8 protein-coding genes are annotated in these 13,935 nt (G+C 37.9%); 7 read left to right on the top strand and 1 reads right to left on the bottom strand.

Annotation, left to right across the window (positions count from 1 at the left end; all coding sequences use genetic code 11):
- Positions 1 to 72: 72 nt before the first annotated feature.
- From DR017_RS05255 to DR017_RS05240, 4 genes are all read left to right on the top strand, one after another.
- Positions 73 to 1,812, top strand: a complete 1,740-nt coding sequence (locus DR017_RS05255) for a hypothetical protein (RefSeq protein ID WP_002677598.1) — start codon at positions 73 to 75, stop codon at positions 1,810 to 1,812.
- Positions 1,813 to 2,007: 195 nt separating this feature from the next.
- Entirely contained in the window at positions 2,008 to 2,898 is an 891-nt protein-coding gene (locus DR017_RS05250) for an HNH endonuclease (RefSeq protein WP_002677534.1), read from the top strand.
- A gap of 404 nt (positions 2,899 to 3,302) precedes the next feature.
- Positions 3,303 to 4,382 (top strand): PM1201 family protein, encoded by a 1,080-nt coding sequence (locus DR017_RS05245; protein WP_002677314.1) that lies wholly within the window; start codon positions 3,303 to 3,305, stop codon positions 4,380 to 4,382.
- Between the two features lie 173 nt (positions 4,383 to 4,555).
- A complete protein-coding gene (locus tag DR017_RS05240) occupies positions 4,556 to 4,897 on the top strand; it encodes a hypothetical protein (RefSeq protein ID WP_002677425.1) in 342 nt (113 codons plus the stop codon).
- Positions 4,898 to 5,166: 269 nt separating this feature from the next.
- Here the strand turns inward: DR017_RS05240 and DR017_RS05235 are convergent, their stop codons facing one another.
- Positions 5,167 to 6,060, bottom strand: coding sequence for a helix-turn-helix transcriptional regulator (locus DR017_RS05235; protein WP_002677612.1), 894 nt, complete (start codon positions 6,058 to 6,060; stop codon positions 5,167 to 5,169).
- Positions 6,061 to 6,415: 355 nt separating this feature from the next.
- Here DR017_RS05235 and DR017_RS05230 point away from each other — a divergent pair, with 355 nt between their 5' ends.
- From DR017_RS05230 to uvrA, 3 genes are all read left to right on the top strand, one after another.
- Positions 6,416 to 9,541, top strand: coding sequence for a SusC/RagA family TonB-linked outer membrane protein (locus tag DR017_RS05230; protein ID WP_002677244.1), 3,126 nt, complete (start codon positions 6,416 to 6,418; stop codon positions 9,539 to 9,541).
- Positions 9,542 to 9,554: 13 nt separating this feature from the next.
- Positions 9,555 to 11,021, top strand: a complete 1,467-nt coding sequence (locus DR017_RS05225; RefSeq protein WP_002677253.1) for a RagB/SusD family nutrient uptake outer membrane protein — start codon at positions 9,555 to 9,557, stop codon at positions 11,019 to 11,021.
- A 130-nt stretch (positions 11,022 to 11,151) separates the two neighbouring features.
- The gene (uvrA, locus tag DR017_RS05220; RefSeq protein ID WP_002677394.1) at positions 11,152 to 13,908 is read left to right on the top strand and encodes an excinuclease ABC subunit UvrA; all 2,757 of its coding nucleotides are present in this window, start codon (positions 11,152 to 11,154) and stop codon (positions 13,906 to 13,908) included.
- Positions 13,909 to 13,935: the final 27 nt, after the last annotated feature.

The following is a 13,935-nucleotide window of genomic DNA, read 5'->3' as shown; positions in this document are numbered from 1 at the left end:
TTTTTTATACTGTATCACGAAATGATACACTTCCCCCTTTACCTTTGCCGCATCAAAAAAAACTTCTAACAAATGGAAAAAAATACACTATCATTGCAGTTGCCTATAGCGCTGCTCAGTAAGTCTAAAGTAACGATGCGTGCACTTTTAGAGCGCGAAGTAGCACAACAAGAGTGTTATATTAAAGAAACTCTCAAAGCTATTGAGATACCTTTTAAAGGCTCTTTACACCCAAAAATAGACAGAAGAAAAACTGTCTTTTCAATAAAGATGAAGCCTTATTTCAGTGAAGATGATTTTGAAAAAGTACAAAAAGCCTTCCCGAAAGGTTATGTATTACCTCATTACAATTTTGTAGGCGAAGAGGTAACTTCACGTTTCGTACAGATAGCTATCCCTAATAAAACTACTCATTTTGTATATCTGAGTGAAATTTTGGACTCCAAGCAATTCAAACATTCTACAATGCTTTTACCTATTGCTTTAGGAATGAATGAAGAAGACCTTCATTTGATTGATTTAACGACTGAAGCACATTTGGCTATTCAAGCGGATGACCCTACCTATCAACGCAAATTACAACAGCTTGTATTGCTATCCTTGCTTTACAAACACAGTCCAGAAACGCTCAAAATAGTGTGGATAGGAGGAGCTGACGATTGCCCGCCTGCGATGTTGCAAGTTATAACACCTTATGCGTTTAGCACCGCTACTGATACTGAAGAAATTTTGCAATCCTTAGTAGATGAAAACCAAAAACGCACAGAAAATGCTCTTTCTTCACCATATATAGTAGTCTTTATCAATGAGGCTGATACGCTTTTTGAGAAACATTTTCTACTTTTAAATGCTTTGAAAGATAGCCAAGCACAGGGTATTTATATTGTGGGTATTTCGGAAGTATTTGAGAGGAAAAGCATTACTGTAAAACAGCTACTTGATTATCGTTTGCTCTTTAACAATTTGCTATGGGTTCACGAAGATGGAGCAATAGGCTATGAGCGCACTTCTCTTCTGTTACCCTTCTTTGAAGAAGAGGTTTTTGACAAGATCATACAATTTAGAGAAGGAAAAATAAAAGTACCACCAGAAGAATTGCTTTCAGAGAGAGCTGAAACCTTACAAAAACAAATAGCACAGATATTAGAAAATAGGAGTAATATTCTTTTAGAACGAAAGACTTTAAAAGACCTTAAAAAGTCTTTGCATACCCCCTTGGTAATGAGAAGCCTGCTGTGTAGTACAGATGGTGCAATAGTTCTTCCACTAAATGTAATTAGAGGGTATTTTTCTCGATTATTACAAACGAAACTATTTAATGAAATGCTTGGCAGAGTTATGGATAATATTACCTATTTTGCAGGAGAAACACCTAAGAAGTTAGGTAGTATAACTCATTTTGAAATACTTAAAGAAAGCAAACAGATACTTATTGATGGTGAACCCTTACACACTCACTCTATAGGAGATAGTTTAGCGCCTTTTATTGTAGAAGATGACTATGATATACTCAACCCAATAGCCGTCACTCCTGAGAAAGTGGTATGCCCATTGTTAGACACTTTACCTAATGCTACTTATCCACAGTTGAGCCTTATTGTAAAGAAGTTACGAGAAGTTGAGCCAATACCTTCTAATTTAGAAGAGAAAGCACTGTTAGTACACAAGCTTTTTAACAATTCAATTTTCACTTGGCAGCTTTCACCTATAGCATTGCTTTCGGAAATAGAAATCCTATTGTCGCAAGTTAATTTTGAGCTGATTAACAAGAAGTTTCTTAGATGCCGTCAAAAGTCAGCAGTAGGTAGTTAGAAAGCGTTCTCAAGCTCTTAATAATAAAATTAAGAAAACTTTGCAATACACTCTTTTTTAGAAATAGAAAAGTTGTTGAATAAACAACAAAAAAATCACCCTAACGTCCCAAATTTTAACATTTTATATTTGGTAACAAGGAAAATAGTTAGTACCTTTGGGGCGCATTAACAACATTAAAAAACAAAATTAAAAATGGCAAAAAGAAAAAATTATCCTATTTCAAATGCTCAAAACTCTATTGTTAGATCTATTCTTAACAATATTAGTGAAAAAATGGGAACTTTAGACGGTAGCACAATGGAAAATATACTAAAATATTTCAACTATAAGTGTGCCTACACAGGAAAGAAACTAAAAAAGGAAGAAGTCGTTTTTGACCACCTTATTCCTTGTAATAGAAAGTATGGAGGATTATACTTAGCAGGTAACTTAGTTCCTACTTCAAAAGAGATCAATGCTAAGAAAAGTGGTAAAGATTTCATTGAGTTCATCAACGATGAGAGGAATAACGATCTTTTCCCTAAAGAAAAGAAACAAGAGGTAATTGATAGACTTAAAGAATATCAAAAGGATTTTGAATATCCAAAAGATATTGTCACAAAAGATTTTACCAACAGACTTGCTGAGATTTACAGTGAAGTAGAGGGAATTATAAACACTTATGTATTAGAGTTTCTATATACAGAACCCCCTAAAGCTGAAAAAGAGTTGGATTTAAATAAAAATGTATTAGAATCATTTGAAAAAAATCTCATTGTTAATGAAAAATTGAAGGTGAAAAGGAGAGTTCCTAAATGGTTAAAAGACACACATCAACAAAATTCAATTATTTTATTAGCTTTTTTAAAACTTTATGAAAAATCTAATGAGGTTTCAGTAGAGCAATTAGAAGAAGAAGTTGCTAAGAACAAAGGTTTTCATAAAAATTTTCAAGGTAATTTTAAACCTATGACTGAAATTTATGACAATAATCACGGAAAGGTTTTTGAAGTATATTATAAAGGACAACAAAGAATGGTAAAGCTTTGGAGTAATACAGAAAAAATTGTTTTAGCAGCATACAAAGAGTACAAGCAGCAATAATTCTCATTCTTAACAATCAAAAAATAGTGCCAAGAAAAATTCTTGGCACTCTTTTTTATCATTGTATCACAAAATGATACACCTTCTATATTACCTTTGCCATTACTATGATAATCAATTACTTTTAAAGTATACTATGTAAGGGCGTTTTGCAAACGCCCACACAAATAGAACTTTTTAGACAGCTTCTTTTAAGAGTGGAAAGAGTATTCGGCTTTACGAAGTTCCGCACTTTGAGAAAGTTTGCAATATACTCTTTGTAGAAATAGAAAGACTATTTATTTTCATTTAGTGAATGAACAGTAAAAAAATTATCCTAACGTCCCAAATTTTAACATTTTATATTTGGTAGCAAGAAAAATAGTTAGTACTTTTGGGGCGTTAATTTAAATCATCACAAATTTATGAACGGAACCCAAGAATTTATTAAAACTCTTTTCAATGGAAATGAAGACGCTTTCATTGAACATTTTGTAAAATCTTGCCTTTTTATTGAAAAAAAAGAGGTGGAGAAAAGAGCAAAAGAAATGCTCTCTGACATTAGCAATAACGCTAAAATCAATATTAGGTTTGGCAAAAAATACCTTGATGAATTTGAAGCTGAACCTAAAAAAAATGCTTTAAAGAAAAAAGATAAAGCAAAAATTAAGAAAATAGCTAGTCAATACTCCTTATTCTTTAAAGATGGTAAAGTCAAAGTTGCTATTGATGGTAATGGAAATCAAACAGTTGTTACTGCTATTGAAAAAGCGACAGGTTATACTATTAATGGTAATAATAGTGATTTCTTTAATTATACCCTTTCTCATGTATGGTCTAACACTACACACAACCCTTACTATTTTAGTTCATTATGGAATATAGTGGTAATCCCTAACTATCTAAATTATATAATGGATAAACCAGAAACACAAGACCCTATAAATGGCAAAATACAAAAACTTATCAAAGCTATTTGTATTGAATTGTACCATCCAGATACTTTAATGAATAATAAAATTGAAGTAGAGAAACCTTCTAAAGATTTTTTTGAATTAGCTAAAAAGGCTCATAATGAGGGTTGGATTCATTTTTTAAAAAGGAAACCAGAATCATCTTCTGAACAAAAAATTATTTTTGATGATTTAGAAGATAAAACCTTTGAAAAAATTAATAAGCTTAAAAACAAAGAATTTGCTTTTGAATGCCTTAAACTTATGGATGAGTATGGATTGTTAGAAGATAATCTCTCTACTCTCACTAATGGACAAGAGTGTAAAGAAACTTTAGGACATTATTTTCCTATCTTGCTTGAAAACACAAAGGAAAATATCAGCAATAACAAGGATTTAGAGGATAGATATTATGCTAAACCTTTTTTTCAATACAATGGTAAGGAATACTACGTAACCAATGATTGGTATGAAAAGAAAGAAGGCAAAGCAAGCAATAGAGATAATCGTCCAATTTTTATTGACTGGATTTATTCATTATTAAATGAATAATTCTCATTCTTAACAATAAAAAAGAGTGCCAAGAACAATTCTTGGCACTCTTTTTTTTACCATAGTATCACAAAATGATACACCTCCTATATTATCTTTGCCCTCAATAACTTATAATATCACACAATATGAAAACCTTTCAAGAACTTTTACAAGTTAGAGCTCCAAAAAAAATGACACTCCCCGTACCTTTAGGTGTATTTATCAAAGAAGTGAAATTCGTAGATATTGCTAAAATAAGTCCTATACTTATTGAAGGAAATAACCCTGATGAAAGAGAACTATTAGTACAAGAAATACGCTGGACAATGCTCTACCATAAGCATTCTAAAAATGTACGAATGTTCTCTATCAATGCACAAGATGAAAGAAAAACGCTTGAAACGCTTGCTATTTTACAAAAAGAAATAGCAAATCGATATAAAAAACAGCATAAAGAGCTCTATAAAGTTCCTCATATCATTTTGTTTATAGAAAATATAGAGAACTTTGCCTTTACTCACTTTGAGACTTAAAAAAACATCTTCAAAATAAGTCAGAAAGTAGGAATTTACTTCGTATTATCAATTGGTAAAATAGAAAAGAAACACTATTTTAAGTTATTAGGACTGTGTAACTATCTTCTAATAGTCGCTGATAATTTAGTACAAAGAGCCAACTTACTCAAAATAACTTTACAAGAATGGCATAATTTATACCATCAAAAAATCAATCGCAATACTATAGAACTTCCTATAATAAAAGCAGATGAAGTGCAAAACTTTTTAAAACTGCAATCAACAAATTAACGCACTTCCAAATTTCTCTTCACTGCTTCTTGCCAATATTTTACAAAAGTATCTCGCAAGTGAGTAGGTTCTAATATAGTAAGCGACCAACTGCGTTTCATCAATTCCATAATAAAGTCAAGAGTGGGTTTTACATAGAGTTCAAAGGTGATATGCGTTGCTGTTTCAGCTATAACCCGCTGTGAGTGGTGAATAGGTGAGGCTTTGAGATAGTTGCCATCACGGTGTTCAAACTGTAGCACTACCTTTTCGGCTTTGGCATCGGTAAACATCCCAAAAGCATTGTAATACGGACTGTAGAAGTCTAATTGCTTATTAGGGCGGAAGGTAGCACCTATTTCTAACGAACGCACACGCTCTAAGGCAAAAGCTTTAAAAGGCACACTGTTATCTTGTTTATCTACTGCCAACACATACCATTTATAGTCTTTATGTTTTAGTTTGTAAGGCTGTAGCGTATAGGCTTTGGTTTGCTCATCGCGGTAGTCGTAGTAAGTAATGTGTAGTTCTTTATGTGCTTCTATAGCCTCTATACAGTCGGCTATATGGTTTGTACCCGTATGCTGACGAGTTTCTGTAATCACGCATTCAGGTAGTTTGCCGTCTTGGTTTTGCACGGTAAACAAGATGTAAGCTGCCAATAGGTCGTCTACTATCAGCTGATTTTCATCTTCGTATAGCGCATAAGTTTCATCCTCAAATCTCAAATCATAGTGCCATTCATCGCGTATTGTCTCTTTGTCGCGCTCAAATAATTGTCGGTTATACCCTTTTTCAGCTAAATAACTATCCATTTCTTTGTAGATTTGTTGGTAGTTAGGGTAAATTCCCTTTCTATTACAATCGCGTATAAATCGCAATAGGTGTATGATACGTAGTAATTTATCCATTTTTTGTTTTTTTTAGTTTATGAGGCAAATGTACGAAATTATTGAGAAACTATATATACACCTTTAAAAATTCGTCATTCGTCCCTCGTCATTCGTAATTCGTAATTCATCATTCGTCCCTCGTCATTCGTAATTCGTAATTCGTCATTATTTTTGCGTTTTCTTCAGTAAACAACCTTCAAAACTGACAATCTTTCAAAAAATATCTTTACAATGACTCCTATTTTGATATTCTGTTAAAAATCAAGAATGTTATAAAAAAGTGTTAAAAAGTTAATCTTTGTTAATTTTGAAACTTTTGTTTTGTTATTACGAAAGATATTGATACTTTTGAGCCGTTAAAACAAATAAAAGTATGGATAACACACACAAAATCGCTTCGTTTATCTTCTGTTTACTTTTTCCTTTTTGGCTAATAGCCCAGGAAGTAACTATCAAAGGTACCGTAAAAGATCAGGACGGTCTAGAATTGCCTGGGGCTGCTATTGTTATCAAAGGCACCAATAAAGGTATGGCTACCGATTGGAATGGAAACTTTGAAATCAAAGCTCATCAGGGGGATATTTTGGTATTCTCAACTATCGGCTATGCTCCTAAAGAGGTAAAAGTAGGTAAGGAACACAACCTAAACATCGTTCTTTCTGTTGATGTACTTGAGCTTGAAGGTACTGAGGTAGTAGCTGTCGCTTATGGTACTACCGATAAAAAATCGTTTACAGGCTCTATGGCTACTATCAAAGCCGAAACTATTCAGGCTAAACAAACTACCGATGTAGCCAAAACTTTAGAGGGGGCTGTAGCAGGGGTACAAATCTCCACTTCTTCAGGGCAACCAGGGAGTAGTTCGGCTATCCGCATTAGGGGGATTGGCTCTATCAATGCTTCTAGTTCTCCACTTATCATCTTAGATGGCGTACCTTTTGAAGGAACACTCAACGCCATCAACAACAGCGACATAGAGAGTGTGAACGTACTAAAAGATGCTTCTTCTTCAGCACTTTATGGGGCTCGTGGCGCTAATGGGGTGGTACTCATCACTACCAAAAGTGGTTCTAAAGGTCGCTTATCTATCACTTTAGACAGTAAGTTGGGCTTCAACTATCGCGGTATTCCTGAGTACGATATCATCAGCAGCCCATCCGAATACTACGAAACCCTTTGGTCTGCACTCTACAATCAGAATTTGTACACTCAAAATCAGGCTGATGCCTTGGCGCGCAGCAATGCTAGTAAGTCGCTCATTGGCAATGTGGGTAGTGGTTACAACATCTATAATGTAGCCGATGACCAAGTGGTGCTCCCTAACGGTAAACTCAACCCTGCTGCTTCTATCAAATATTCCGATGCGGCAACTTTCAACCAGTGGGAGAAAGCGCTCTTCAACAACCGTGTGCGCAAAGAACACAATTTGAGTATGACCAAAGGTACAGAACACAATAGTTTCTATTTTTCTTTTGGTTATTTAGGCGATGAAGGGTATAATATGAATACTTATTTCAATCGCTATGCAACTCGTTTTTCTTATAAGGGGGATATCACTTCTTGGCTTAAGACCAATGCTTCCTCTATGATTACTTATACTGAACAACAAGGAAGTACAGAAGATAATGGTTATGACAACCCTTTTGCGTGGACGCGCACTATCGCTCCTATTTACCCCATCTATGAACACGATGCCAATGGCAATCGCTTGAGTACTTACGACTATGGGATTACCCGAAAATTCAACGATAATACCAATCCCGTGGCAACACAACGCGAGAACTTGAACTACAATCGCGATTACTATTTCAATCAGTCGCTTTCATTAGATGCAACACTACATAAAAATCTTACCCTTTCTGCCAATGGTAATTTCTATGCCAATTTCTACGATGTGAATTACTTCACTACCCCATTAGGAGGAGCTGGCAAGAACTATGGTGGCTCATCTACTAAGTACAAATCGGATAATATAGTAATGACCTTCAACCAATTGTTGCGCTATAATAAAAACTGGGACGACTATGGTTTTGAAGCCTTTTTAGGACACGAAACTTATCTGAAGCGTTTTGGTACCATTGAAGGATCTAAGAAAAATTTTGTAGATCCGCGCAATAGTGAGTTCAACAACGCGGCTGTACTCAGTTCGCTCACTTCATACTCTCGTCGTTATTTTGTAGAAGGCTACTTCGGTCAGATAAATGCTAATTATAAACATAAGTATTATCTATCAGGCAGTTTGCGCCGCGATGGGTCTTCGGTATTTGCCCCCGAAAATCGTTGGGGTACTTTCTGGTCAGTTGGGGCATCGTGGTTGCTCAGCGAAGAAAAATTCTTAGAAAAAGCGAAATTCGTTGATTTGATAAAACTAAAACTCAGCTATGGGGTACAAGGTAACGATGCTCTTTACCTCCCTGGAGGTGGGCGTTCGTACGTACCTTATATGACGCTCTATAGCGTAAGTACCAATGGTAATACCCCAGGGCTTGAAGCCAGCTATAAAGGTAATCGCAATATTACTTGGGAAGAGAGTGGCAACCTCAATGCAGGGATAGAACTAGGGTTCTTTAGAAACCGACTTACCTTAGAGGCTGACTATTTTGTAAAGAAAACTAAAGATTTGTTATTCAATATGCCGCTGCCTGCTTCTACTGGTTTTTCTTCAGAACCGCGCAACGTTGCCGATATGATGAACAAAGGATTTGAATTTTCACTAGGAATAACCCCAGTACGCACCGACAATGTGCAGTGGACAATCTCGCTAAACGGATTGCACTACAAAAACGAAATCACTCGCCTACCTGAAGAATTGCGCGAAAAAGGACTCTCAAGCGGCTATCAAATACTAAAAGAGGGTGGTAGTATCTACGATTTCTATATGGTGAAATGGGGAGGCGTAAATCCCGCTAATGGTGATGCGCAATTTTATGTAAAAAATGCGACTACGGGTGAATATGAACTAAAAGGCAGTGCTGATTACGATAGTTCTAGCAAACAATATGTTGGCACCTCTATCCCCGATTTGCAAGGAGGCTTTGGCACAACGCTTAGCGCCTATAATTTCGACCTTGCGGTACAATTTTCTTACCAATTCGGTGGTAAATTCTACGACTCTCAGTACGCTAACCTAATGCACTCTGGCGACTTGGGTAGAACTTGGCATACTGATATTCGCAATCGTTGGACTCCTGAAAACACTACCTCCGACATTCCTCGATTGGAGTTTGCAAACCAAAAGGTGCTTAGTCTTTCCGATCGTTTTATAGTATCATCAGACTATTTATCACTGCGCAATGTGAGTTTAGGCTACACTTTCAACCGTGAAGTAATTGAAAAATTAGGACTCACAAAACTGCGTTACTACATCACTGCCGACAACGTATATTTGTGGAGCAAACGCAAAGGATTAGACCCCCGCACCAGCTTGGCAGGTAGCAATGACTATGCAGTATATAGCCCAATCCGCACGGTATCAATGGGATTAACACTCAATTTTTAAAATCGTAAAAGCTATGAAAAAATATATACTTTCCGCCGCTTTTCTATCACTGCTTATTACTGCTTGTTCTAAGAGTGATTTCGACCCCAAGGTAAACGAGTACCTCACCGACCAACGCAAAGAGGAACTCAAAGCCGATGTACAAACTAAAGCCAACCTCCTACAAGTAGAACTCAACGGTATTTACAACAACAATGTAGCACTACAGAGTAACTATCACGATTCGTTTGGGCTGAAGTCTATCCATCTGTCGTCAGACCTTACAGGGCTTGATATGGTACAAGCATCATATCACTGGTTTGGCTATGACTATTATTTCGATATGCGCAATGCAAACTATTCGCGCACTAGCTTTATGTGGTCTTTCCTCTATCGACAAATCAGTGCTATCAACACGATTTTAGCCGATTATTTTTCGGAAGTTCCCGCTGAGCAAGTGCTCTATCAAAAATATGCTGAACTCAAGTCGTTACGCGCGATTTACTATTTCTATTTGGTGAATTTGTATCAACATTCTTACAAAGGCAACGAGTCTAAATTAGGGGTGCCCCTAATGCTCAAACCTACCGATGGCAAACTACCGCGTGCCACAGTAGCCGAAGTATATCGTCAAATGGAAGAAGACCTATCAGTGGTAGATGATGCCCGCTTTACCATCACCGAAAGCAAAGAAGATGTAGACAAAGCTGTCGCCGCTGCTTATTTTGCCAAAGTGTATGCACACAAAGAGGAGTGGGCAAAGGTAGCCCAATACGCCCAAATTGTACTCAACGCAACCGATTTCAATTATACTTCTATGGCTGAAGTGCAAGGAGCTAAATGGGATATCAGTAATACCTCTTGGCTTTGGGGGTATGATATCACTCAGCAGACTACAACTTCCTTTGGGTCTTTCTATTCGCATATCGATAATACCATAACACAAGGCTATGCTGGGGGTTCAGGAGCTTATAAAAATATGTACAGCAACCTCTATGCTAAGATAGCCGATACTGATGTACGTAAGAAAATATATATCAATAGTACACTTTTCCCCACAATCGCCGATCGTTATGGATTACCCAATTACGCCAATGTGAAATACGCTACCGACCAGCGTTTCTTAAGTGATTACTGCTTCATACGCATAGAAGACCCTTTCTTTTTGTATGTAGAGGCTTTGGTAGAACAGAACAATTTGAGCGCTGCTAAAACTGCCCTTGAAGACTTTATGCACGACTATCGCGACCCTTCTTACACGCTCACTGCTACCACTCAAGCGGCTATGCGAGACGAAGTACGCACTCAGCGCCGCATAGAGCTATGGGGTGAAGGCACTAGCTTCTTCGATTTCAAACGTTGGCATTTAGGGGTAAACCGAAATGAGGCTGGCAGCAACCATACTTTTATGGTAACAGTACCCGCTGGCGATAAACGTTGGGTATACCAAATACCACAAGATGAAATAGAATCAAACTCACAAATGGTGCAAAACGAATAAAAAACATAAAAACCTAAATAGACACGAACTACCTAAAAAAGGACACTTTTTTGGGTAGTTCTTTTTTATATCACGTAAGTATTGGCTAATTAGCAAATTAGTCGTACCTTTGCCCCCTTGATTGTTAAAAATGAAAACCGAAGAAATCCTTATAAAAGGTGCTAAACTGCACAATCTTAAAGATATTACGGTGGGGATTCCCCGCAACAAGTTGGTAGTGATTACAGGGCTTTCAGGCTCAGGTAAATCATCATTGGCTTTTGATACGCTTTACGCCGAAGGGCAACGCCGCTATGTGGAGAGCCTCTCGTCGTACGCACGTCAGTTTTTGGGTAAGTTAGACAAACCAAAAGTAGACAATATCATAGGGATAGCCCCTGCTATTGCTATTCAACAGAAAGTAAACACCTCTAACCCGCGTTCTACCGTGGGCACTTCTACCGAGGTGTACGACTACTTAAAATTACTCTTCGCACGTATCGGGAAAACGTATTCACCTATTTCAGGTCAAGAGGTAAAAAAACATACCGTTACCGATGTGGTAGATGCAGTAATGCAGTATCCCGAAGGTACAAAACTATTGCTTTTGGCACCTGTGAATATCCCTAAAGACCGTACGGTAGAGCAAGTGCTCAAACTCCTCTTACAACAAGGCTATGCACGCATTCTGCACAAAGAAGAAATCATCCGCCTTGAGGAAGACAACTTGCCTAAGAATCTCGACAATTTCCAATTGGTAGTAGATAGGGTGATTGTGCGTCACGACGAGGATTTTCAGCACCGCCTTGCCGATGCTGTAGATACCGCTTTTTTTGAAGGCAAAGGCGAGTGCTATATTCAGGAAATAGACGGGGTGGTGCAAACGCATTTCAGCAATCGGTTTGAGTTGGACGGCATCACTTTTTTAGAGCCTAACGTACACTTGTTCAGCTTCAATAACCCTTATGGAGCTTGCCCCCAATGCGACGGTTATGGCGATACTATTGGTCTTGACGAAGATCTTATCGTACCTAACACAGGACTTTCGGTTTACGAAAAAGCTATTTACCCTTGGCGTGGCGAGACGATGGGCTCGTATCTCGACCAATTAGTGAACAATGCTTATAAATTTGATTTTCCCATACACAAACCTTGGTTTGAACTCACTGATAAACAGAAACAATTGGTTTGGGACGGCAATAAGTATTTCACGGGACTCACCGATTTCTTCAAAGAGTTAGAGGACAAAAGTTATAAAATACAAAACCGAGTACTCTTGGCGCGCTATCGCGGAAAAACGCGTTGTCACGAATGCCACGGCAAACGTTTGCGCAAAGAGGCTAACTACGTGAAAATAGCAGGTAAAAGCATTTCGGACTTGGTAGAATTGCCTATTGAAGAACTACAAATTTTCTTTAAAGAACTCAAGCTCAACGATTACGAGCAAGAGGTAGCCAAACGATTGTTGTTAGAAATCAACAACCGTCTGCAATTCCTTGCCGATGTGGGCTTAGGCTATTTAACCCTCAACCGAAAATCGAACACGCTCTCAGGGGGAGAAAGCCAGCGCATCAACTTAGCGACCTCGTTGGGCAGTAGTTTGGTAGGCTCTATGTACATACTCGATGAGCCCAGTATCGGCTTGCATCCACGCGATACCGAACGACTGATAGGCGTACTAAAATCCTTGCGCGATTTAGGCAATACGGTGATTGTGGTAGAACACGACGAGGATATTATGAAAGCTGCCGACTATATTATCGATATAGGTCCTGAAGCCGGAACGCACGGCGGTGAAGTGGTAGCGGCAGGCACTTATAAAGAACTTCTAAAAGCCGATACTCTTACGGGGAAATACCTCAGCGGACGTTTAGCAATTGAAGTACCCAAAAAACGGCGCACCTCTCCGCAACACATCACTTTGGTAGGCTGCCGCGAGAACAACCTTAAGAACATAGATGTTACTTTTCCTTTGGATATGCTCACGGTAGTTACAGGGGTATCGGGTAGCGGAAAATCTACTTTGGTGAAAAAATTGCTCTATCCTGCTATTCAAAAAGAATTAGACTTAGGCGGAGAGAAAATCGGTCAGTTTACCAAAATAGAGGGAAAATACAAGCACTTGCAAAGTGTGGAATTTGTAGACCAAAACCCTATTGGCAAATCAACTCGTTCAAATCCTATTACCTATATCAAGGCTTACGACGATATTCGCGCCCTCTTTGCAAATCAGAAATTGGCAAAGATGCGCAATTTCCAATCTAAACACTTCTCATTCAACGTAGATGGAGGTCGTTGTGAAGTGTGCAAAGGCGAAGGTGAAGTAACCATAGAAATGCAATTTATGGCTGATGTGCACCTCACTTGTGAGGCTTGTGGCGGCAAACGCTTCAAAAAAGAAGTCCTTGAGGTGATGTACGAAGGCAAAAACATCGATGACCTGCTAAACACTACTATCGATGATGCTGTAGCCTTTTTCCAAAAGCACAAACAAACCAAAATAGCCGAAAAACTCAAACCCTTGCAAGATGTAGGGTTGGGGTATGTAACACTGGGGCAGTCCTCCTCTACCCTATCGGGAGGGGAAGCCCAACGGATAAAATTGGCTTCTTTCCTATCAAAATCGGATAGCAAAGAAAAAGTGCTGTTCATTTTTGATGAGCCAACCACTGGTTTGCACTTTCACGACATTCGCAAACTCTTAGATTCATTGCAAGCCCTTATAGAAAAAGGGCATTCAGTTATCATTATCGAACACAATACCGAAATGATCAAATCAGCCGACTATGTAATAGATTTAGGTTTAGAAGGCGGCGCCAAAGGAGGCAATCTCGTAGCGACTGGCACCCCTGAGGAAATCGCTAAAAACAAACAAAGCTACACAGGTAAATACTTAAAACTGAAATAGCGATGAAAGAGTTAGGTAAAAATTGAG

It is taken from the genome of Capnocytophaga sputigena (assembly GCF_900446695.1).
GTDB lineage: Bacteria > Bacteroidota > Bacteroidia > Flavobacteriales > Flavobacteriaceae > Capnocytophaga > Capnocytophaga sputigena.
The sequence above is the reverse complement of the archived record's forward strand: the minus strand, read 5'-3'. Positions and strand labels throughout refer to the sequence as shown.